Annotated in this window: 18 protein-coding genes; 17 read left to right on the top strand and 1 reads right to left on the bottom strand. The window is 45.9% G+C overall.

Annotation, left to right across the window (positions count from 1 at the left end):
* Positions 1 to 39 precede the first annotated feature (39 nt).
* From CCC70_RS11380 to CCC70_RS11320, 13 genes are all read left to right on the top strand, one after another.
* On the top strand, positions 40 to 810 hold the full coding sequence (locus CCC70_RS11380; protein ID WP_021975845.1) for an ATP-binding protein: 771 nt from the start codon (positions 40 to 42) through the stop codon (positions 808 to 810).
* A 117-nt stretch (positions 811 to 927) separates the two neighbouring features.
* Positions 928 to 2,820 carry an anaerobic carbon-monoxide dehydrogenase catalytic subunit gene (gene cooS / locus CCC70_RS11375; RefSeq protein ID WP_278603585.1) on the top strand — a complete coding sequence of 631 codons (1,893 nt, stop codon included), beginning with the start codon at positions 928 to 930 and terminating at the stop codon, positions 2,818 to 2,820.
* A gap of 44 nt (positions 2,821 to 2,864) precedes the next feature.
* On the top strand, positions 2,865 to 3,638 hold the full coding sequence (locus CCC70_RS11370; protein ID WP_015525298.1) for an ATP-binding protein: 774 nt from the start codon (positions 2,865 to 2,867) through the stop codon (positions 3,636 to 3,638).
* Positions 3,639 to 3,655: 17 nt separating this feature from the next.
* Positions 3,656 to 5,785 carry an acetyl-CoA decarbonylase/synthase complex subunit alpha/beta gene (gene acsB / locus CCC70_RS11365; protein ID WP_092072021.1) on the top strand — a complete coding sequence of 710 codons (2,130 nt, stop codon included), beginning with the start codon at positions 3,656 to 3,658 and terminating at the stop codon, positions 5,783 to 5,785.
* Between the two features lie 172 nt (positions 5,786 to 5,957).
* Positions 5,958 to 6,899: an acetyl-CoA decarbonylase/synthase complex subunit delta gene (gene acsD, locus CCC70_RS11360; protein ID WP_015525297.1), complete on the top strand. Its 942-nt coding sequence runs from the start codon at positions 5,958 to 5,960 to the stop codon at positions 6,897 to 6,899.
* A 21-nt stretch (positions 6,900 to 6,920) separates the two neighbouring features.
* Positions 6,921 to 8,267, top strand: a complete 1,347-nt coding sequence (gene acsC / locus CCC70_RS11355; protein ID WP_015525296.1) for an acetyl-CoA decarbonylase/synthase complex subunit gamma — start codon at positions 6,921 to 6,923, stop codon at positions 8,265 to 8,267.
* A 110-nt stretch (positions 8,268 to 8,377) separates the two neighbouring features.
* Positions 8,378 to 9,163: a carbon monoxide dehydrogenase/acetyl-CoA synthase methytransferase subunit gene (acsE, locus tag CCC70_RS11350; RefSeq protein ID WP_015525295.1), complete on the top strand. Its 786-nt coding sequence runs from the start codon at positions 8,378 to 8,380 to the stop codon at positions 9,161 to 9,163.
* A 148-nt stretch (positions 9,164 to 9,311) separates the two neighbouring features.
* Positions 9,312 to 11,252, top strand: a complete 1,941-nt coding sequence (gene acsV / locus CCC70_RS11345) for a corrinoid activation/regeneration protein AcsV (protein WP_015525294.1) — start codon at positions 9,312 to 9,314, stop codon at positions 11,250 to 11,252.
* Between the two features lie 27 nt (positions 11,253 to 11,279).
* Positions 11,280 to 11,942 carry a DUF3786 domain-containing protein gene (locus CCC70_RS11340; protein WP_118369155.1) on the top strand — a complete coding sequence of 221 codons (663 nt, stop codon included), beginning with the start codon at positions 11,280 to 11,282 and terminating at the stop codon, positions 11,940 to 11,942.
* Between the two features lie 98 nt (positions 11,943 to 12,040).
* Positions 12,041 to 13,726: a formate--tetrahydrofolate ligase gene (locus CCC70_RS11335; protein ID WP_138277590.1), complete on the top strand. Its 1,686-nt coding sequence runs from the start codon at positions 12,041 to 12,043 to the stop codon at positions 13,724 to 13,726.
* 98 nt (positions 13,727 to 13,824) lie between these two features.
* Positions 13,825 to 14,454 carry a cyclodeaminase/cyclohydrolase family protein gene (locus CCC70_RS11330; protein WP_021651423.1) on the top strand — a complete coding sequence of 210 codons (630 nt, stop codon included), beginning with the start codon at positions 13,825 to 13,827 and terminating at the stop codon, positions 14,452 to 14,454.
* A 14-nt stretch (positions 14,455 to 14,468) separates the two neighbouring features.
* On the top strand, positions 14,469 to 15,320 hold the full coding sequence (locus tag CCC70_RS11325; RefSeq protein WP_015525289.1) for a bifunctional 5,10-methylenetetrahydrofolate dehydrogenase/5,10-methenyltetrahydrofolate cyclohydrolase: 852 nt from the start codon (positions 14,469 to 14,471) through the stop codon (positions 15,318 to 15,320).
* Positions 15,321 to 15,350: 30 nt separating this feature from the next.
* Positions 15,351 to 16,112, top strand: a complete 762-nt coding sequence (locus tag CCC70_RS11320; protein WP_330577200.1) for a glucosaminidase domain-containing protein — start codon at positions 15,351 to 15,353, stop codon at positions 16,110 to 16,112.
* A gap of 142 nt (positions 16,113 to 16,254) precedes the next feature.
* Here the strand turns inward: CCC70_RS11320 and CCC70_RS11315 are convergent, their stop codons facing one another.
* A complete protein-coding gene (locus CCC70_RS11315) occupies positions 16,255 to 17,763 on the bottom strand; it encodes a 4Fe-4S dicluster domain-containing protein (protein ID WP_287084860.1) in 1,509 nt (502 codons plus the stop codon).
* Between the two features lie 399 nt (positions 17,764 to 18,162).
* On the opposite strand from CCC70_RS11315, the gene CCC70_RS11310 reads away from it, so the two are divergent.
* The 4 genes from CCC70_RS11310 to spoIVA all read left to right on the top strand — a co-directional run bounded on the left by CCC70_RS11310 (position 18,163) and on the right by spoIVA (position 23,837).
* On the top strand, positions 18,163 to 18,642 hold the full coding sequence (locus CCC70_RS11310; protein WP_022426537.1) for a complex I 24 kDa subunit family protein: 480 nt from the start codon (positions 18,163 to 18,165) through the stop codon (positions 18,640 to 18,642).
* A complete protein-coding gene (locus tag CCC70_RS11305; protein ID WP_118369163.1) occupies positions 18,639 to 20,510 on the top strand; it encodes an NADH-quinone oxidoreductase subunit NuoF in 1,872 nt (623 codons plus the stop codon). The genes CCC70_RS11310 and CCC70_RS11305 overlap by 4 nt, the downstream gene beginning before the upstream one ends.
* Positions 20,511 to 20,525: 15 nt before the next feature.
* Complete coding sequence (locus CCC70_RS11300; protein WP_110103282.1) at positions 20,526 to 22,223, top strand: [FeFe] hydrogenase, group A; 1,698 nt, start codon at positions 20,526 to 20,528, stop codon at positions 22,221 to 22,223.
* A 144-nt stretch (positions 22,224 to 22,367) separates the two neighbouring features.
* Positions 22,368 to 23,837, top strand: a complete 1,470-nt coding sequence (gene spoIVA, locus CCC70_RS11295) for a stage IV sporulation protein A (protein ID WP_287084859.1) — start codon at positions 22,368 to 22,370, stop codon at positions 23,835 to 23,837.
* Positions 23,838 to 23,864: the final 27 nt, after the last annotated feature.

The raw sequence follows: 23,864 nt of genomic DNA, 5'->3' as shown, positions 1-23,864 counted from the left end.
GCCGGCATAACAGATATAAAATCAGGAGGTGCCCGTTTTATGGCACATGTTATTGCAGTCGCAGGAAAAGGCGGCGTTGGAAAAACTACATTATGCGGAATGCTGATCCAGTATCTCTGCGAAAAGAAAAAAGGACCTGTACTGGCGGTAGATGCAGATGCCAATTCAAATCTGAACGAGGTTCTTGGCGTAGAAGTAGATACAACTCTTGGCGATGTACGTGAGGAGATCGCACATGCTGAGATGACAGAGAAAAGCCCGATCCCCAAAGGAATGTCCAAGGCAGATTATGCGGAGGTACGTTTTGAGGATGCTCTTGCAGAGGAAGATGATTATGATCTTCTTGTGATGGGAAGAACCCAGGGAAAAGGCTGCTATTGCTTTGTAAATGGTCTGCTTCAGGCACAGCTTGCCAAATACCAGAAAAATTATCCGTATATTGTTGTGGATAACGAAGCCGGAATGGAACATATCAGCAGAGGAATTCTTCCGAGCATGGAGACAGCAATTCTTGTAAGTGACTGCTCCAGAAGAGGCGTTCAGGCAGTTGGCAGGATCGCAGAACTTATTAAGGAATGCGATATGAAGCCTTCCAGAGTAGGTCTTATTATCAATCGCGCGCCAAAAGCAGAACTGAATTCAGGAATCCTTGAGGAGATCCGGAATCAGGGACTCGATCTGATCGGTGTGGTACCACAGGATGAGGCAGTTTATGAATATGACTGCGATGGTAAACCAACCGTTACTCTTCCTGAGGATAATCCGATGAGAAAAGCAGCTTTTGAAATTTTTGATAAATTAGGTTTATAACGAAATATAAACCTTTTTTTAAAAAAGAAAATAACCCATGGGTGGGGATGGGTTCCTGCCCTGGGCTTATTATAAAAAGAAAAATAAAAATAGATGTGCTATTAAAGGAGGTCTATAATGAGTGAATTCAAATTAACTACAGTGGAGGAATTTGAAGCCGCTACAGCCCGTCTTCTCGAGACAGGTGCAAAGGTAGGAGCAGATGCATGGCAGATCCGTGCAAAGAACCAGACTCCGCACTGTAAATTCGGTGAGCAGGGTATCTGCTGCCGTATCTGTGCAATGGGACCGTGTCGTATTACACCGAAGGCTCCAAGAGGAATCTGCGGATGTGATGCTCATGGTATCGTAGGAAGAAACTTCCTTAAATTTACAGCCGGTGGTGCAGCTACTCACTCCGATCATGGTCGTGAGATCTGCCATACACTGTACTGTGCAAAAGAGGGCGGAAATTATCAGGTAAAAGATCCTGAGAAACTGCTTCGCATCGCTAAAGAGTGGGGCGTGGAAACAGAAGGCAAGGATATCTATGATCTGGCTCATGAGATGGCTGAGATCGGTCTTATGGAATATGGTAAACCGTTCGGATATCAGAGATTCCTTGACAGAATGCCTGCAGGACAGAAAGAAAAACTAATCGAGAACGAAATCGCACCACGTGCTATCGACCGTGAGGTTGCAAGCTCCCTGCATATGTCTCATATGGGATGTTCATCTCTTCCGGAGGCGCTTGTAAAACAGTCTCTTCGCTGCGGTATGGCTGATGGATGGGGCGGTTCCATGATGGGAACAGAGTTCTCTGATGTATTATTCGGAACTCCGAAGCCACTTGATACAGAGGCTAACCTTGGAGTAATGGTTGAAGAGAACGTAAACATTGTTGTACACGGACATGATCCGAGTCTTTCTGAGATGATCTGTGAGTATGCAGACAGCAAAGAAATGATCGATTATGCAAAATCTGTAGGAGCAAAAGGAATCACCGTTTCCGGTGTGTGCTGTACTTCTAACGAGGTAGCTATGCGTCGTGGTGTTCCGATGGCTGGTAACTTCCTGCAGCAGGAGAACGTAGTACTGACAGGTGCCTGCGAGGCGATCGTAGTTGATGTTCAGTGTATCTTCCCTGCATTAGGACCTCTGAGCAAATGTTTCCATACTAAATTTGTTACAACTTCTCCGATCGCTCAGATGCCGGATTCTGAATTTATCAGATTCAACGCTGAGACAGCAGGAGAAAATGCAAAAGCAATCGTTAAGATGGCTATCGATAACTTCAAGAACAGAAAACCTGAGCTTGTACATATCCCGCAGCTGAAACAGAAAGCTACTGTTGGTTATTCAGTAGAAGCGATCGTTAAAGTTCTTGATGGTGTTACAAACTCTCAGGTTGATGTAACAGGAACAACCAAACCATTACTTGAGTGCATCACTTCCGGTGTTATCCGTGGTGCTGTCGCTATGGTTGGATGTAACAATCCTAAGATCCGTCCTGACTATGCACATATCGAACTGATGAAGAAGTGTATCGCAAATGATATCGTTATCATCGCTTCCGGATGTTCCGCACAGGCAGCTGCTAAAGCTGGTCTGATGGACAAATCCGCAAAAGATCTCTGCGGTGCAGGTCTGAAACGTGTTTGTGAGCTGGCTGATATCCCACCAGTACTTCATATGGGATCCTGCGTAGATATCTCCCGTATGATGATCCTGGCTGCTGAACTTGCAAAAGATGCAGGACTTCAGATCAATCAGCTTCCGGTAGTAGGATGTGCTCCTGAGTGGATGTCTGAAAAAGCTGTATCCATCGGTAACTACGTAGTTGGTACTGGTATTGATACATTCCTTGGCGTTGATCCATATGTTTCCGGTTCTTCAGAAATGTGCGAACTTCTTACAGAGGGAACAAGAAAATGGACAGGTGCTGCTTACACAGTAGAGACAGACATCGAGAAATTAGTTGATCTTATGATCGAGAGAATTGAAGAGAAGAGAACAGCATTAGGAATCTAATCCGTTGCGATCTTTAAAATGTTATAAAAGGTGGAAGACGTAAAATGAAAATAGCAGTAACCGGTAAAGGCGGAGTAGGAAAGACAACTTTCGCAGCAACACTTGCAAGACTATACGCAGATGAGGGAAAAAAAGTCCTTGCGGCGGATGTGGATCCGGATGCGAACCTGGGTCTTGCCCTTGGATTTGACGAGGAAACCTTGGATTCTATTGTTCCAATCTCAAAAATGCGTAAGCTCATAGAAGAACGCACCGGAGCCAACAGCCAGAATCAGTTTTATAAACTGAACCCAAAGGTAGACGATATTCCGGATACTTATGGAAAAACCTGTAATGGCGTAAAGCTGCTTGTCCTTGGAACTGTGGAAACAGGTGGAGGCGGATGCGTCTGTCCTGAACATGTGATGCTTAAAAGAGTGATCAATAACCTTGTGATCCACAGAGATGATGTGGTGATCATGGATATGGAGGCCGGCCTGGAACATCTGGGCCGGGGCACCACGGAGAGCATGGATGAATTTATTGTAGTGATCGAACCAGGGGCAAGAAGTGTACAGACATATAAGAATGTTAAACGTCTTGCAAAGGATCTGGGAGTTTCTCAGGTTAAGGTCGTGGCCAATAAGGTAAGGAATCCGGAGGATGAGGAATTTATCCGGAGTAAGATCCCGGCAGAAGATCTGCTTGGAATGATCCACTACAATACAGAAGTTATAGATGCTGATCGTCAGGGAAAATCTCCCTACGATTTCAGTGAAACTGTAACAGCTGAAATCAGAAAAATCAAAGACAAAATTGATCAGAATTCAATTCTGTAAAAATAGGAGGTATTACAGTGACTTTATTTGATAGAGTATTCGGCGGAAACGATGCTGTATATGGTTTAACAGAGGGTGCTATTGACGGCGCGATCGCTCAGTATGGCGAAGACAAAGCTGTCAGCTTCCCGAATACCGCTTACAGCCTTCCTTGCTACTATGCTGTAACAGGAACAAAAGTTACAACATTAAAAGAATTAAAAGAAGCTCTTGGCGTTGTAAAAACACTTATGACAAGAGAGAAAAGACTGAACGATGCATTCATGTCCGGTGTTGCTACAGCACTCTGCGCAGAGTTCATCGAGGTTCTGAAATATATCGACGGAGCAACTCCTTACGAAGAGCCATGCTATGGACATCTTGGTGATGCTGTTATCCGTGAGCTCGGTGTACCGCTTGTAACAGGCGATATCCCAGGCGTTGCTGTTATCCTTGGTGCTGCTCCTACTACAGAAGAGGGTGTTGCTCTTGTAAAGAGCTATCAGGCACAGGGTATCCTGGTAACACTTGTTGGCGGAATCATTGATCAGGTTGCAGAAGCCGGAATGAAGACAGGTGCCAACGTTCGTGTTATTCCTCTTGGAAAAGATGTTACATCTGTTGTTCATGTAGTTTCCGTTGCGATCCGTGCAGCTCTGATCTTCGGTAACGTAACACCTGGAGATGCAGGAACACTTATGAAATACACAATGGATCGTGTACCGGCATTTGTTAACGCATTCAAACCTCTGGATGATGTGATCGTAGCATGCGGTGCAGGCGCTATCGCACTTGGATTCCCGGTTGTTACAAATGAGACAGAGAATATCTTCCGTGTACCGAAGAGCCTTATCGTTCAGGAGGACGTAAGCAAATTTAACGCTACTTCTCTTGAGGCGCGTGATATTAAGATCAAGATCACAAATATTGATATTCCGGTTGCTTTCGCATCTGCATTCGAGGGTGAGATCATCCGTCGTAAAGATATGCAGGTTGAGTTCGATGGCTCCCGTGTAGACTGTGCAGAGCTTGTACAGACCTGCGATGCTTCTGAGATCGAGGATCACAAGATCACAGTGATCGGACCTGAAGTAGATGAGATGGAATTCGGCAGCAAGAACAGCATTGCATATGTTGTTAAAGTTGCAGGTAAGAACATGCAGTCTGACTTTGAGCCGGTTATCGAGCGTAAATTCCACAACTATATCAACTGTATCGAGGGTGTATACCATACAGGACAGCGTGATATGCAGCGTATCCGTATCAGCATTGATGCATTTAATGCAGGCTTCAGAATCAAACATATCGGTGAGGTTCTTTATGCATCTGTTAAGAATGAGTTCGATGCGGTTGTTGATAAATGTGAGGTTGTTATCTATACAGATCCTGCTGAGTGTACAAGAATCCGTCATGAGGTTGCAATTCCGATCTTTGACAAACGTGATGAGCGTCTTGATACTCTGACAGATGAGTCTGTTGACGTATATTACAGCTGTATCCTTTGCCAGGCATTCGCACCAAGCCACGTATGTGTAGTAACACCTGAGAGACTTGGTCTTTGCGGTGCGGTTTCATGGCTGGATGCAAAAGCTACACATCAGCTTGACCCAGCTGGCCCTTGCCAGATCATCACAAAAGAGCGTCCGATCGATGAGAATCTTGGTTCTTATGAGGACGTTGATGAGGCAGTTCAGAAATTCTCCCAGGGTGCTCTGGAGCACGTTACACTGTACTCCATCATGCAGGATCCGATGACTTCCTGCGGATGCTTCGAGTGTATCTGTGGTATCGAGCCATTCTCCAACGGTGTTGTTATTGCTAACCGTGAGTATGCAGGCATGACACCACTTGGAATGACATTCCCTGAGATGGCATCCATGACAGGTGGTGGAGTTCAGACACCTGGATTCATGGGACATGGTAAACATTTCATTTCCTCTAAGAAGTTCATGAAGGCTGAGGGCGGTATCGAGCGTATCGTATGGATGCCAAAAGAACTGAAAGAATTCGTAGCTGACAGACTTAATAAGACTGCAAAAGAGCTTTACGGAATCGATAACTTTACAGACATGATCGGTGATGAGACGATCGCAGAAGATCCAGAGACACTGGTTGCATTCCTTACAGAAAAAGGACATCCGGCTCTCGGACTTGATCCGATGATGTAATTTATCCGGGAGAAAGGATGTGCGGACATCCTTTCTCCTGTAAACTGTTAAAAAGTTTGTTGATTTTTTAACAGAAATATAGTGCTGCATCTTGCCAATAACTGGTGCTATGTAGTATAATATAAGAAGCTCTGTAGTTTTTAATTATTATTTTTAAGGAGGCTAACGAAAAATGCCGTTTAATCAGAAACCACAAAAGTTCAATGCAAAGATTAATGCTGTCACAATCGGAAGCGGAGATAAGACTGTGACAATTGGTGGGGATTGTACATTCCCATTTTATTCCTTTGACGCAGAGTCAGAGAACTGCCCGAAGATCGGTGTAGAGATCTCTGATATGGGTCTTGAGGGCGTATCTGAAGGTATCAAAGCTTACTATGAAGGCGCTACTACAATGGCTGACATTGCTAAGAAAGCTGCAGCTATGGAGGGTGCTGACTTTGTTGCACTTATTCTTGAGGGCGGCGACCCGAACGGTGTTAACAAATCTATCGATGAGCTGATCGCAGTTGTTAAAGAAGTTGCAGATGCAGTTGACTGTCCACTGGTTGTAGAGGGCTGCAAGAATGTTGAGAAGGATGCAGAGCTCCTTCCGAAGGTTGCAGAGGCTCTTCAGGGCAGAAATGCACTGATCCTTTCCGAGAAAGAGGAGAACTACAAAGCGATCGGTGCAGCAGCAGGTCTTGCTTACAATCAGATCGTAGGCGCTGAGTCTGCCGTTGATATCAACCTTGCTAAACAGCTTAACGTTGTTACTACACAGCTTGGTGTAGATGCAAAGAAGATCGTTATGAATATCGGTAGTGCAGCAGTTGGTTATGGATATGAGTACGTAGTATCTACTATGGACCGTATCAAAGGTGCCGCTTTAGGCCAGAATGATAACATGCTGCAGATGCCTATTATTACACCTGTATCCGCTGAGACATGGAATGTTAAAGAGGCAATGGCTTCTGAAGCAGACATGCCGGCATGGGGACCACAGGACGAGCGTGGAATCGACATGGAAGTTGAGACAGCAGCAGCTGATCTTGCAGCTGGTTCTGATGCAGTTATCTTAAGACATCCGGAATCTGTTAAGACAATTTCCAAGCTGATCAAAGCACTTGCGTAATAAATAGGAGGATAAAGAGCTATGGCACTGAATGGTATTCAGATCTTTAAATTAACACCAAAGAAAAACTGTAAGGAATGTGGATGCCCTACATGTATGGCTTTCTCTATGAAAGTTGCACAGGGCGCTATGAAAATTGAGCAGTGTCCTCATATGTCCGAGGATGCATTAGCATCTCTTTCTGAGGCAACTGCACCGCCAATGAAAACTATCAAGATCGGAACAGGCGATGGAGAGTTTACACTTGGTGGAGAGACTGTTCTTTTCAGACATGAGAAGACATTTGTAAGCAAAACAAGATATGCCGTATCACTTTGCACATGCATGAGTGATGAAGAAGTAGAAGCAAAACTTGCAGAGATCCCACACGTTGACTATGATCGTATCGGTGAGAGAATGCATGTAGAGCTTGTGTATGTAAACTGCGATGAGAATGCAGATGCTGCAAAATTTACAGCACTTGTAGAGAAGGCTAAAGGTCTTGGAAGAACACTGATCCTTGGCTGTACAGATCCTGAGATCGCAAAAGCTGCCCTTGAAGTATGTAAGGACGGCAAACCGGTTCTTAACGGAGCAAACGCTTCCAACTACGAGGCAATGAGCAAGGTTGCTACAGATGCAGGAGTAGTTCTCGGTGTATCCGGTAAGGACATCAATGAGTTATATGATACTACAGCAGCTATTGAGAAACTTGGCAACAAGAATCTCGTACTTGATACAACAGGAGCTGACATCAAAGAGACCTTTGCAAATACTGTACAGGTTCGTCGTGCAGCTCTTAAGAATCAGGACAGAACATTTGGTTATCCTTCTATCGTTAACCTTGTTAAACTTGCGAAGGGTGACAAACATTTACAGGCAGCACTTGCTTCCATGTTTACTATGAAATATGGTTCTATCATCGTTATGGAGCAGATGACATATGCAGAGGCACTTCCGCTGTTCGGTCTTCGTCAGAACGTATTTACAGACCCGCAGAAGCCAATGAAGGTAGAACCGGGCATTTATCCTCTGAACGGAGCAGACGAGAATTCTCTCGTTGTAACAACAGTAGACTTTGCTCTTACATATTTCGTAGTATCTGGCGAGCTGGAGCGTTCCGGTGTTCCGCTTAACCTGGTGATCAATGATGCAGGCGGACTTTCCGTACTTACATCCTGGGCAGCAGGTAAATTCTCCGGAAACAGCATCTCCGAGTATATCAAAGAGAATGTTGAGCCGAAGGTTAAATGCAGAAGACTGGTTATTCCTGGTAAAGTAGCAGTTCTTAAGGGCGATCTTGAGGCTAAGCTTCCTGGATGGGAGATCATCGTAGGACCAAGAGAAGCAGTACAGCTTGTGAAATTCTTAAAAGACCTTGATGCATAAACTTAAGGTTTAAGAAATCAGCTGTCCGGCAATATCGCCGGCAGTTATAAACGGCTGTGCAGGTTTGCTGCACAGCCATATCCTACTAATATGTAAAGGAGAACACGAGTATGGCAAAATTTGTAACAATTGGGGAGAGACTTTCAACAACAGCACCGGCAGTAAATAAAGCATTTACTGAGAGAGATCCTGAGCCGATCATCAAAAGAGCAAAACAGCAGCTTGATGCAGGCGCTACATATCTTGATGTAAACATCGGACCGGCTGAGAACGATGGAGAGGACCTTATGAAATGGGCAGTACAGCTCCTTCAGTCTGAGTTTGACAATGTTCCGCTTGCTCTGGATACTACAAATCAGAAAGCTATTGAGGCTGGTATTTCCGTATACAACAGAAGCAAAGGTAAACCGATCGTAAACTCTGCAGATGCTGGAGACAGAATTTCCAATATCGACCTTGCAGCAGCTAACGATGCGATCTGTATCGCACTTTGCTCTTCCGGTATGGTTGCATCAGACAATGACGAGCGTATGATGCACTGCCAGAACATGCTTGAGAGAGGCCTTGGCCTTGGTATGGAAGCAGAGGATCTCTGGTTTGATCCGCTTTTCCTTGTTGTAAAAGGAATGCAGGACAAACAGATGGAAGTTCTTGAGGCAATCAAGATGTTCTCCGAGATGGGTCTGAACTCTACTGGCGGTCTTTCCAACAACAGTAACGGTATGCCAAAACATATCCGTCCGATCATGGACTCTGCTCTTGTAGCTATGGCTATGATGAATGGTCTTACATCTGCAATCGTTAACCCTAACGACCTTCGTCTTATGGAGACAATCAAATCCTGTGACGTATTCAAGGGTAACACACTTTACGCAGATTCTTACCTTGAGATCTAATTTGGCGTGTGAACAAAACAGGAGCGCTATTTCAGAGGCTGGGGGCTTCGGCCTTCAGCCTCTTTTTTACTAATATAGTTTAGTCTAACTCCCAACGCCACAGGTGGAAGACGAATAACTTTTACGAGGCGAGAAAGGTGGTTGCCGAATGTTTAAGGTGACTTTTGCTTTTGAAAATGGCAGTACGGTAGAAGCATTTGCCAATGCGGGGGATAATTTACTGGAGGTTGCTCGTAGTGCCAATGTGGCTATCGATGCACCATGTTCCGGAAACGGAGCCTGTGGAAAATGTCGGGTACAGTTAAAAAGCGGAGAACTGGACTCAAAGAAAACTCTTCATATTTCGGATGAAGAATATGGCGCAGGCTGGCGTCTGGCCTGTATGAGCAAGATCAGTGCAGATGTGGAGGTTCTTGTTCCGGATATTGCATCCGCATATAAGAGCCGAATGAAAGTGGCTGATTTGAGCTCAAAAGAAGAAATCGCTATTTTTGAAAATGCCAAGCATGAAGTTGAGATGGCTGGCATAGAACTTACAAACAGTCTTGATGTTGTGGAACTTCAGATGGATATTCCATCACTGGATGATACCATGCCGGATAATGAAAGACTGACCCGTGCACTTCAGAAGTTTATGAACCTGAAGCGTGTCAGAATTCCGTATGCGGTGCTTAAGAAGCTTCCAGATGTACTTCGTGAGAGTAAATTTTCTGTGAAGTGCGTGGTTCGTACAGCACCAAATGACATGTATGTTTATGATATTTTTGACAGTAAGAAAGATGTTGTGATCGGTGGTCTTGCTGTAGATATCGGTACCACAACCGTTTCTGCAGTCCTGATCAATATGGAAACAGGAGAGATTCTGGCCAAGAGTTCTTCCGGAAACGGACAGATCCGTTTTGGTGCGGATGTTATCAACCGTATCATCGAATCTCAGAAACCTGGCGGAAAGAAGAAACTTCAGGATGCGGTGATCAAAGAGACCATTAACCCGATGATCCATGAGATGTGCAGAAGTATTCATTTCCCGGAGAAACAGATCTACCGGATGTGTGTTGCTTCTAATACAACCATGAATCATCTGTTTGCAGGGATCAATGCGGATCCGCTTCGTATGGAACCGTATATTCCTACGTTTTTCAAAACAAATTCCTTGTTTGCATCGGATGTGGGAATTGAGATCAATCCGGATGCCCATATTATCATGGCTCCGAATATCGGAAGCTATGTAGGTGGAGATATCACTGCCGGTACACTGGTAAGTATGATCTGGAACAGACCGGAATTTTCTCTGTTTATCGACCTTGGTACTAACGGAGAGCTTGTATTCGGTAATTCCGATTTTATGATGAGCTGTGCATGTTCCGCAGGTCCTGCCTTTGAGGGTGGAGATATCAGCTGCGGTATGCGTGCTACAGACGGTGCTATTGAGGCATGTACCATTGATAAAGAAACTATGGAGCCGACATATAAGGTTGTAGGTGAACCTGGAACCAAACCGGTAGGACTTTGCGGTTCCGGTATCATTGATGTGATCAGTGAACTTTTTATGACAGGAATCATCAATCCGAAGGGAAAATTTGTCCGTGAGGGCAAAAGAATCCGTCACGATCATTATGGCATGGGAAGCTATGTGATCGCGTTTGAAGAGGAAGCCGGTTCTGCCAAGGATGTTGAGATCACAGAAGTAGATATTGATAATTTTATCCGTGCCAAAGGTGCTATTTTCTCTGCAATCCGTACTATGCTGAATTCTCTTGATTTCGATGTTTCCATGATCGATGACGTATATGTTGCCGGTGGAATCGGAAGCGGGATCAATATGGCTAATGCAGTACATATCGGAATGTTCCCGGATATCCCTCTTGAGAAGTTCCATTACATTGGTAACTCTTCTCTGACGGGTGCTTATCTGATGCTTCATTCCACATCAGCAGAGAAGAAAACCTATGAACTGGCTTCAAATATGACTTACCTGGAGCTTTCTACAGTTCCTACCTATATGGATGAGTTTGTAGGTGCATGCTTTATTCCGCATACGGACACAAATCTGTTTCCGTCTGTTATGGAAGAACAGCAGAAGAGATAAAGCAGACTAAAACAGCAGAGGTAAAACATGGCTTTTAGTATAAATGACTTGAATTATGAAAAAGACAGCAAAGAAAGAATGCCCTGGGAGCATTATACAGAGGAGTTCGCTAAGGTAGACCCGGCAGAAATTGCCGGACGTCTTTCACTTCCTTATGACGAAGAGAAGAAAGAACTGACTCTGAAATTCCTGGGAAGCGTTTATTATATTTCCTGGCCGGATTTTCAGGTAACTCATGAGGAAGATGATGCGGGATTTTATCCTCTTGAGGAAATGCATTATGCAAAGATCCTTGCTATCCGTTTTCTGCTGAACGGGAATGTATCTCAGGGAAGCGGAAGGTTTAAAACATACAGGGAAATGCCCTGGGGAGAGGTTTATCTCCGTCAGTTTGATGGCAGGTGCATCAAACGCCTAGCTTTCACATACGGAAACAGACTTAAGGATTTCAAGGAAATTATGGAACACATCCATGCGGTTCCCGTGGATCATGGAGATATTGCATACCAGGTGGAGATCTTTCCAGGATATGTAGTTCAGATGATCCTCTGGGAGGGCGATGATGAGTTCCCGCCGTCCTCACAGATCTTGTTTTCTGATAATTTTCCGGTTTCCTTTGCGGCTGAGGATATGGCCGTTATGGGAGACGTTATCATTGGGTCTTTAAAGGCATTTCTGAAATGTCTTTAAAAATGAAAAATAGTTAAGAACAGGATGGGACCTGTTTTTATAGAGATGCAGTTTTAAGGGATTAAAAACTGTAAAAATACCTAAAGGGAGGTAACATTATGGGATTTAAAAGTGACATCGAAATTGCACAGGAGTGCGAAATGCTTCCAATCACACAGATTGCAGAGAAGGCAGGTATTGACGACAAATATCTGGAGCAGTACGGTAAGTACAAAGCAAAAATTGATTACAATCTGTTAAAAGAGAGTGACAAGAAAGATGGTAAGCTGATCCTCGTAACAGCTATCAACCCGACACCTGCAGGAGAGGGAAAAACAACAACAACCGTTGGTCTTGCAGATGCAATGCAGAAAATGGGCAAAAAAGTAATGGTAGCTCTTCGTGAGCCATCCCTCGGACCGGTATTCGGTGTAAAAGGTGGTGCAGCAGGCGGCGGTTATGCACAGGTAGTTCCGATGGAGGATATCAACCTTCACTTTACCGGTGACTTCCATGCGATCGGTGCGGCAAACAACCTTCTTGCAGCAATGATCGACAACCATATCTTCCAGGGTAATGACCTGAACATTGACCCGAGAAAGATCACATGGAGACGTTGCGTGGACATGAACGACCGTCAGCTTCGTAATGTAGTAGATGGTCTTGGCGGAAGAACAAACGGTATGCCTCGTGAAGACGGATACGACATCACAGTTGCATCTGAGATCATGGCAGTTCTTTGCCTCGCAAGTGACATCAAAGACCTGAAAGAGAGACTTTCCAGAATCATCATCGGATATACCTATGGTAAAGTTTCCGAGCAGAAACCGGTAACAGCTGGTGATCTTCATGCAGAGGGTGCTATGACAGCACTTCTGAAAGATGCCCTGAAACCAAACCTTGTACAGACACTGGAGCATGTTCCTGCAATCGTACACGGCGGACCATTCGCAAACATCGCTCATGGATGTAACTCCGTAACAGCTACAAAGATGGCTATGAAACTTGCAGATTATGCTATCACAGAGGCTGGATTCGGTGCTGACCTTGGTGCAGAGAAATTCCTTGACATCAAGTGTCGTATGGCAGGCCTTCATCCAAGCGCAGTTGTTATCGTAGCTACTGTTCGTGCACTGAAATACAACGGTGGTGTTCCGAAGGCAGATCTGAACAACGAGAACCTTGAGGCTCTTGAGAAAGGTCTTCCAAACCTTCTGAAACATGTAAGCAATATCAAAAATGTATACAAACTTCCATGTGTAGTTGCTATCAATGCATTCCCGACCGATACCAAGGCAGAGCTTGACCTGGTTGAGGCAAAATGTAAAGAGCTTGGCGTTAACGTTGCACTTTCCGAGGTATGGGCAAAAGGCGGCGAAGGCGGCATGAAGCTTGCTGAGGAAGTAATCCGTCTTGTTGAGGAGCCGAATGACTTCACATATGCTTATGAGCTTGAGGGATCCATCGAGGATAAACTGAATAACATCGTACAGAAAGTTTACGGTGGTAAGAAAGTTGTTCTTACAGCAAATGCTCAGAAACAGGCAAAACAGCTGGAAACACTTGGATTTGGCAACTGCCCGATCTGTGTTGCTAAGACACAGTACAGTCTGACTGATGATCAGACAAAACTTGGTGCACCGACAGACTTTGAGGTAACAGTACGTAACCTGAAGATTTCCGCAGGTGCAGGATTCATCGTTGCTCTGACAGGTGAGATCATGACTATGCCAGGTCTCCCGAAAGTTCCGGCAGCAACCAAGATCGATGTAGATGAGACAGGTAAGATCACAGGTCTCTTCTAATCGGAACATAAGATCAAAAACAACCGGAGGGGGCTTTTTATAAAGCCCCCAATGGGCTCTAAAGAGTGCTAAAATAAGAATATAAGGAGGAGAGTCCTATGGGATTTTCTACCAGTACATGTACTGAATTTGTCGAGGTATTAAGCTCCAAGGCACCGGTTCCAGGCGGCGGCGGTGCATCTGCCCTTGTAGCTGCTGTTGGTACAGCTCTTGGAAACATGGTTGGAAGCCTTACTGTCGGTAAGAAAAAATATGCAGATGTAGAAGATGAAATGTGGGAGCTGAAAAAGAAATGTGATCAGCTTCAGAAAGATTTCCTTCATCTGATCGAGAGAGATGCGGAAGTTTTTGAGCCTCTTTCCAAGGCTTACGGAATGCCGAGAGAGACAGAAGAAGAGAAGGCTGAGAAGGCTCGAGTAATGGAAGCTGCCCTCAAGGAAGCATGCTCTGTTCCTATGGAGATCATGGAGAAATGCTGCGAGGCTATTGAACTTATCGTTGAGTTCGGAGCAAAAGGTTCTAAGCTTGCAATCAGTGATGCTGGTGTAGGTGCTGCATTCTGCAAAGCAGCTCTTAAGGGAGCAAGCCTGAATGTGTACATTAACACAAAATCTATGGCTGACCGTGCGTATGCAGAGGAATTAAACAAAAAAGCAGACGCTATGCTTGAGAAATATACAAAGATCGCAGACGAGACATTTGACAGTGTTCTCGGAAGACTGAAATAGGAGGAACCAGACAAATGGCAAAGCAGTTATTAGGTAAAGAAGTAACAGCGGCTCTCAATGAAAAGATCAAAGCGAACGTTGCAGAGCTTCAGGCAAAAGGTGTAGATCCTACACTTTGCATTATCCGTGTTGGTGAGAATCCAAGCGATATTTCCTATGAGAGAGGTGCTACAAAGCGCTGTGAGACTCTTGGTGTTGCATGTGAGAAAATTCTTCTTCCGGAGGATGTTTCCCAGGATGAGCTTCTTGCAACCATCGATAAAGTAAACAAAGATGACAAGATCCATGGAGTTCTTCTGTTCCGTCCGCTGCCAAAACATCTGGATCAGGCAGTGATCGAGAATGCACTTGCAGCAGAGAAGGATGTTGACTGTATGACAGATCTTTCCATGTCTGGTGTATTTACAGGCAAGAAGATCGGATTCCCGCCATGTACACCGCAGGCATGCATGGAGATCCTTGATCACTATGGAATCGACTGCACAGGCAAAAAAGCGGTTGTTATCGGAAGAAGTCTTGTAGTTGGTAAACCGGCTGCCATGATGCTTGTTAAGAAAAATGCGACAGTAACGATCTGCCATACAAGAACCGTTGATATGCCGTCTGTTGCAAAAGAGGCGGATATCGTCATCGTTGCAGCTGGTCGTGCTGGTGTTGTCGGCGCTGATTATGTCAGAGAGGGACAGACTATTATCGATGTTGGTATCAATGTCAATGCAGAGGGCAAGCTTTGTGGTGATGTTGATTATGCGGCAGTTGAGCCAATCGTTGATGCGATCACACCGGTTCCTGGCGGAGTAGGAAGTGTTACAACTTCTGTTCTTGTAGGTCATGTGGTTGAAGCTGCAATGAGAAAAGCGCAGTAATAACAGTAATAAAGGATTGATCATTTATATATGTACAGATTCCGAATTAGTTTTTGTTTACGGATGATGGTACTTGCAGGCGTTCTGGTGTTCGGAACGCCTGCAGGTGTTTTGGCAGAGGAAGCGGATCATTCTATGGAGGGTCAGATTTCGAAGCCTCAGTCATCTGGAGAGAGTGATACAGAGGGTTTTGTGGATGATTCCACAGATAATACTTATGGATATTATACGATCATGGGGTGTACCACAGTGGATGCGGAGGATATGGTAGTGCAGTATGAGGCGCAGAATGTGGAGTATCCTTCCGGCATCCTGACGGAGGGTGGTGCACCGGATATTGATACGTTTTGCACGATTGTGATAGAGGAAGCGGATGCGGAGGGCGTCCGTGGAGAGGTTGTTTTTGAGCAGGCCATGCTTGAGACCGGGTGGCTTCAGTTTGGTGGGGATGCCAGTGTGGGGCAGTTTAATTTTTCGGGGCTGGGAACTACCGGTGGTGGTGTTGCCGGTAATTCTTTTCCTGATGTAAGGACGGGGATCCGGGCGCAGGTGCAGCATCTGAAGGCTTATGCTTCTTCGGAGGAGCTGAACCAGGCTTGTGTGGATAACCGTTTTCAGTATGTGACCCGGGAGAGTGCACCTTATGTGGAATGGCTTGGGATTCAGGAGAATCCTTACGGCAGCGGTTGGGCCGCCGGGAGAAGTTATGGATATAAGCTTAGGAGTCTTCTGGCGGAGTTGAAGGGGGAGGAGTATACCTGGCCGGAGAGTACGGAGACGGTGGAGAAGTAGTGGTGGTGGGCTTTGCCCTGTCCTGGTTGATAAAATAATGGAGATGCAACCTTGAAGATTAAAGATCTAGGTTGCATCTCCGTTTTTTATTCAATCAAATTGAAATATTGGGGGAATTATATAGTGGAATATTTTGAGGTAGTTAGTTCAACTCCAGGTTTTCCAGTTCCTGTGAGGGGAGTTTTGGTTCTGAGCTGTCTACGTATTTTTTGAGGGCCTTGGAGGTTTTTGCGAAGCCGGCGTTGGTTCCGGCGCCTCCGATGCAGCCTCCGGGGCAGGCCATTCCTTCGATCATGCAGTTTTTGATCTTGCCGGCTTTTGCCAGAGTGAGGACTTTTTTACATTCGGCAAGGCTTTCTGCGTGTTCGATGTGGACTGGTACATCGGGATAGTATTCCTTCAGACAGTTTTCGATGGCTCCGGCTACGCCGCCTGCAATGGCGTAGCCTCGTCCTGCTGCGGTTGCGGCCTGGGTTTCTTCCGGGAGCTCTTCGCAGGTGGATGGGGTGATGCTTTTGGCGTCGAACAGGCCCCAGAGTTCCTCGAAGGTGATCACGAAGTCTACATCACTTCTTACGGAATGTCGCATGGCTTCCAGTTTTTTGGAGGCGCATGGTCCGATGAAGACTACTTTCGCATGGGGGTGCTCTTTTTTTACGATCCGGGCAGTTGCCACCATCGGGGTCAGCTCCTGGGAGATGTTGTCGATCATGGTCGGAAAGTATTTCTTTGCCATGACTGACCAGGACGGGCAGCAGGAGGTGAGAAGGAAGGGGAGGTGGCCGGTTGCTACTTCTTTGGCGTAGTGGTGTGCTTCAGAGATGCAGCCGATGTCTGCGCCCAGTGCTACCTCATAAATGTTTGAGAAGCCCAGCTGTTTGAGAGCGGAGCGGAATTGGCCCGGGGTGATGTCTTCGCCGAACTGATTGATGTAGGCGGGGGCGATTTCTGCAATGATCTCAGTTCCTTCTCGAAGGGCGTGGGACAGCTGGAAGATCTGGGATTTGTCGGAGATAGCTCCGAATGGACAGCTGACCATGCACATGCCGCAGGATACGCATTTATCCTGGTTGATGGAGGCGCGTCCTTGTTCATCGCTCTCGATGGCTTTTACACCGCAGGCACGTTCGCAGGGGCGTTCTTTATGGGCGATGGCATCGTAAGGACAGACAGCTTTGCATCTTCCGCAATGGATACATTTGTCCTGGTCGATGAAGGATTTTCCGTTTACCATGGAAATGGCGCCTTTGGGGCAGGTGAGTAAACAGGGATGTGCGACACAGCCGCGGCACATGTTGCTGACTTCGTATTTGTTGGATTCGCATGCGGAACATGCGGAAGGGATCACCTGCATAAGAGGTGGTTCATAATATTTCTCGTCAATGTTGCTGGCTTTCACGCCATCGGTAAGGTGGACGGAACGATTTTCCGGGCGGAGGGAAAGTCCCATGGCCAGACGGACACGTTCGCTTGCAACAGCTCTTTCACGATAGATGCTTTCGCGGTATTTCGCGTGTTCCTCTACAATATTGTAGGGAATGGATTCGATATCATGGATCATTGATTCGTCCGTGGATTCAAATCCGATCTTAGCAATTTCGGTAAAAATCTTTCGCCGGATCTGTTTTACTGGTGTGTCAAGATTTCGCATAGATGTTCTCCTTTACAAAATAAATTAATTAAATGTTTTCCACGCACTTTTATCCATCTTAAAGTAATTGAGAAATAAAATCAATAACCGGCTTTAATGTTTTTGGACAGAAACAAAGAGCAGATTTGTATCTTTATTATCAAGGCTGTTAAAAATTGAACATATTTTATGGAAAATAGATACAAAATCAGTAAGCCACTGTAAACATTTCGATATATTCTGAAAAAAGCAAAAAAACTGCTTGTGAAAAATGACCATATAAGTTATAATTAAAGGCATGAAATAGTGCAAAATAATGATTTGCATAAATGCGCGGCACTGACAGAGTGTTAAAGCATTAACCTGTAGTGGAACAGGTTGATCAAGTGGGAAATCTATGAGAAACAAGGAGGGAACCGAATGTTAGACCAGACGTATTACAAGAAAACGGATGAGATCATCGAGCACTACGGCCGGAAAGCTGCATCACTGATTCCGATCATGCAGGATATCCAGGCTGAGTACCGTTATCTTCCGGGAGAGCTTCTTACTTATGTTGCGGAACAGATTGGTGTAAAAGAAGCGAAGGCGTACAGTGTAGCCACTTTCTATGAAAACTTTTCCTTTGAGCCGAAAGGCAAGTACATCATCAAGGTATGTGACGGTACTGCCTGTCATGTACGTAAGTCCATGCCTGTAAAGGAAGCAATGCTGAAGGAACTTGGACTGAGTCATAAGAAGCATACTACAGATGATATGATGTTTACCGTTGAGACAGTTTCCTGTCTTGGTGCCTGCGGACTTGCACCGACACTGACTGTAAATGATGAAGTTCACCCGAAGATGACTCCTGAGAAGGCTGTTGAGCTTTTAAATGAATTGAGAGGTGAGAGCGTATGAGTATAACCAGTATGGAAGATCTGAAAAATAAACAGGCTGAGGTTAAGAAGAATCTTGATGGCTATACCTGCCGTGTTCTCGTCTGTTCCGGTACCGGATGTATTGCTTCCGGTGCTCAGAAGATTTATGAAGAAATGTCAAGACTCTGTGAAGGAATCGAGGGTGTTGCGGTTGAGATGCAGAAGGATGTTCCTCATGTAGGAATCGTTAAGACCGGATGCCAGGGCTTATGTGAACTTGGCCCTCTTATGAGAATTGAGCCCTATGATTATCAGTATGTACATGTTCAGGTAGACGACTGTCGCGAGATCGTAGAGAAGACCGTGATCTGCGGACTGCCTGTTGAGCGTCTGTTTTATCGTCATAATGATGAGGCCTGTCCACATCCCAGTGACATTCCGTTCCTGAACCAGCAGACAAGGATCGTTCTTGAGAACTGTGGCAAGATCGATGCAGAGTCCATTGATGAATATATTTCCGTAGGCGGCTTTTCCGCAATGGCGAAGGCGTTCTTTGAAATGACCCCACAGGGTGTTATCGACGAGATCACGAAGTCTGGTCTCCGCGGCCGTGGCGGTGCAGGCTTCCCTGCAGGCAAGAAATGGTCACAGGTTGCACGCCAGCCGGAAAAAGTCCGTTATGTAGTATGTAACGGTGATGAGGGTGACCCGGGAGCATTTATGGATGGTTCCGTAATGGAAGGTGATCCTTACAAGATGATCGAGGGTATGGTGATCGCTGCCTATGCAGTAGGTGCAGAAGATGGTTATATTTATGTGCGTGCCGAGTATCCTCTTTCTGTACAGAGACTTCGAATGGCTATTGAGCAGGCAGAGTCCTATGGCCTTCTTGGTGATAATATCCTTGGTTCCGGTATTAATTTCCACTTACATATCAATCGCGGTGCCGGAGCGTTCGTATGTGGTGAAGGTTCTGCCCTGACTGCTTCTATCGAAGGCAACAGAGGTATGCCTCGAGTAAAACCTCCGAGAACTGTCGAGCAGGGTCTGTGGGGTAAGCCTACCGTCCTCAATAACGTAGAGACCTACGCCAACGTACCGAAGATCATCCTTCAGGGTGCTGACTGGTTCCACACCATCGGTACAGAGGGAAGCCCCGGAACAAAGACCTTCTCACTTACCGGTTCCATTGAGAACACCGGCCTTATCGAGGTGCCGATGGGAACAAGCCTCCGTCATATCATTTATGACATCGGCGGCGGTCTTAAGAGCGGTGCTGCATTTAAGGGTGTACAGATCGGAGGTCCTTCCGGTGGATGTCTGATCGACGATCAGATCGATCATCCGCTTGATTTTGATTCTGTTAAGAAGCTGGATGCCATCATGGGCTCCGGCGGACTGGTTGTTATGGATGAGAATACCTGTATGGTAGAGGTTGCGCGTTTCTTCATGAGCTTTACACAGCGTGAGAGCTGTGGTAAATGTGTTCCCTGCCGTGAGGGTACCAAACGTATGCTTGAGATCCTGGAGAGAATCGTCGCAGGTAAGGGTGAGCTTTCCGATCTGGATGAGCTGGAAGAGCTTGCAAACATGGTTCAGAGCATGGCCCTGTGCGGACTCGGTAAGAGTGCACCGCTTCCGGTCATCAGTACTCTGAAGCGTTTCCGTGACGAATATGTAGAGCATATCGTAGATAAGAAATGTCGTGCGAAGGTCTGCACGGCGCTCCGTCAATTCCATATCAATCCTGAGTTCTGTATCGGCTGCGGCAAGTGTGCGAAGAACTGTCCGGCTGGTGCGATTTCAGGAAAGATCAAGCATCCACATGTAATCAACAACGACGTATGTATCAAATGCGGATCCTGTAAGGATAACTGTAACTTTGATGCGATTTATGTGGAAGCATAGAAGGGAGGATATCTTATGGGTACAATGACAATTGACGGAAGAAAAGTAGAATTCACCGACGAAAAAAATGTCCTGACAGTCATCAGGAATGCCGGTATCAATATCCCCACACTGTGCTATCATTCAGAGGTTTCCACCTTTGGTGCCTGTCGTCTCTGTACAGTTGAGGATGACAGAGGCAAAACATTTGCCTCATGTTCTGAGCAGCCGAGAGACGGAATGGTTATCTATACCAACTCCGGCCGTATTAAGAAATATCGTAAACTGATCGTGGAATTACTTCTTGCAGCACATTGCCGTGACTGTACAACCTGTGTAAAGAGCGGCGAATGTATCCTGCAGGAGTTGGCACATCGCCTTGGCGTGCGGGATATCCGCTTCGAAAATACAAGAGAACAGCACGAGATCGATGACAGTTCACCGTCCATCATCCGTGATCCGAACAAATGTATCCTCTGCGGCAACTGTGTACGTGCCTGCGAGGAACTTCAGGGAATCGGAGCTCTTGGATTCGCATTCCGTGGAACAGAGGCCATGGTCATGCCTGCATTCAATAAAAAGATTGCTGAGACACAGTGTGTAAACTGTGGTCAGTGCCGTGTTTACTGTCCGACAGGTGCGATCTCCATCCGTACACATATGGATGAAGTATGGGATGCACTGGCTGATAAGAATACTCGTGTTGTTGCACAGGTTGCACCGGCAGTTCGTGTTGCAGTTGGTGATCATTACGGACTTGCCAAAGGCAGAAGTGTTATGGGTAAAATCGTTAACGCGCTTCACAGAATGGGCTTTGACGAAGTCTACGATACCACATTTAGTGCCGACCTTACCATCATGGAAGAGACCAAGGAGTTCCTAAACAGAGTGGAGAAGGGTGAGAATCTTCCGCTTCTGACTTCCTGCTGTCCTGCATGGGTGAAGTTTATCACTGATCAGTATAAAGAATATGTTCCGAACATTTCTACCTGCCGTTCCCCACAGGGAATGATGTCTGCGGTTATCAAGGAATACTTCCGTGATCCGGAGCATGCAGCAGGCAAGAAGACTGTTATGGTTTCTATTATGCCATGTACTGCCAAGAAGGCAGAGGCAATCCGCCCCAACAGCTTTACCGATGGTGAGCAGGATACCGATATCGTTATCACAACCACAGAGCTTCTCCGCATGATCGATAACTTTGGTCTTGATTTTGCAACACTGGATCCGGAAGCATGCGATATGCCGTTTGGATTTGGTTCCGGCGGTGGCGTTATCTTCGGTGTTACCGGTGGTGTTACCGAGGCAGTTCTTCGAAGACTGAGCCCAGATCACAGCAAGGAAGCCATGCATGAGATTGCAGAGTGCGGTGTTCGTGGTGAAGAGGGAATCAAGGAATTTACCGTACCGTACAAGGGAATGGATATCAATGTATGCGTAGCCAGTGGCCTTGCAAATGCAAGAACCGTTATGGAACGTGTAAAGAACGGCGAAGCAAACTATCATCTGATCGAGGTTATGGCATGCCGCCGTGGATGTATCATGGGTGGAGGTCAGCCGACCAGATCCGGTGACAGAACCAAGGCAGCCAGAGCAAGAGGTTTGTACAATGCAGACAATACCATGATCATCAAGAAATCCGATGAGAACCCACTGGTTCTGGAGCTTTATGAGGGACTCCTCAAAGGCAAAGAGCATCATCTGCTTCATAATGAGTTTTATATTAAAGACTGATGTGAGGAATACAAAGGGCTGCTGTTCCTGATGAACAGCAGCATATAAGAAGCCTTCCGGGCATATACTGTGATATGCGGGAATTATCTTTTGCAGATGGTTTCCGGAGCTTACAGGCCAGTATATGCAGGGAGGCTTTTTTATATGGAAAACTTTCAGGTTTACCGTGATATCCAGGCACGGACGGGCGGGGATATCTACATAGGGGTTGTGGGCCCGGTCCGTACAGGAAAATCCACATTTATCCGGAGATTTATGGAGCTGATAGCATTGCCATCGATCAGCGAGGGAAAAAGAGCAGAACTTCAGGATGAACTGCCATTAAGCGGTGCCGGAAAAATGATCACCACCGTAGAACCCAAATTTATTCCAAAAGAAGCAGTGGAAGTATCCATAGGGGAAAACCAGAAAATCCGGGTAAAACTCATTGACTGTGTAGGCTTTCTGGTAAAAGATGCATCCGGAAATGTGGAAGAAGGCAGGGAGCGGATGGTCAAAACTCCCTGGCAGGAAAAAGCAATCCCGTTCCATGATGCAGCCCGCATTGGAACGGAAAAAGTGATCAGCCAGCATTCCACCATTGGGATTGTAGTCACAACAGACGGAAGTTTCGGGGAGATTCCCAGAGAAAATTTTATTCCGGCAGAAGAGCAGACGATAAAAGAGCTGAAAGCCCAGGGAAAACCATTTCTGCTCCTGGTAAACTCCCAGACTCCCTACAGTGAGGAAATCGGAAAAATCGTAAAAAATCTGGAAGAGAAATACGGAGTATCCGTTCTGGCAGTCAACTGTGAACAGCTTCGAAAAGAGGATGTGACCAGGATCCTGGAGAAGATCCTTTATGAATTTCCGGTCAGTGAGATAGAGCTTTTTGTTCCCAGATGGGTGGAGATGCTTTCTCCGGAACATGAGGTAAAGGCGGCTCTGTTAAATGAGATTCGGGAAAAGATGACCAGACTTACTCATGTGCGTGATGTAAGTAGAGAATCAGTATATCTGGAAAGTCCATATGTGGAAGATACATTGCTTGAGCAGGTCAGTCTTTCCGATGGAAAAGTCCGTATCCGGATCGCAGTAAAAGACATTTATTATTATCAGATGCTCAGTGAAATGAGCGGGATATCCATGGAAAGCGAATATGAACTGATCCAGACCATAAAAGAGCTTGCCGGTATGAAGGAACAATTTGTAAAAGTCCAGGCTGCCCTGGAAGCGGTAAAAGGAACAGGGTATGGGGTTGTGGTGCCTGAGCTTTCCGAGATCACTATTGAGGAACCTGAGGTGATCCGTCAGGGAAATAAATTCGGAGTAAAGATCCGGTCAAAAAGTCCGTCCATTCATATGATCCGGGCGGAAATCGAAACGGAGATCGCTCCGATCGTTGGTACAGAACAGCAGGCGGAGGATCTGATAAAGTATATCAGAGAAAGCCCGGAGCGAGGGGAAAGTATCTGGGAGACCAATATTTTCGGAAAATCCATCCAGCAGCTGGTGGAAGACGGAATCCGGAACAAGCTGGCCATGATCAGCGAAGAAAGTCAGGTGAAGCTTCAGGATACTATGAAGAAGATCGTAAATGACAGCAAAGGCGGACTGGTGTGTATCATCATATGAATGGAGAATAGAATTGCAAAGCAAAAA

The sequence above is a fragment of the Blautia sp. LMAG:89 genome, assembly GCF_008679485.1.
GTDB lineage: Bacteria > Bacillota > Clostridia > Lachnospirales > Lachnospiraceae > Blautia_A > Blautia_A fusiformis.
This window is presented reverse-complemented; position numbering and strand designations above follow the sequence as displayed.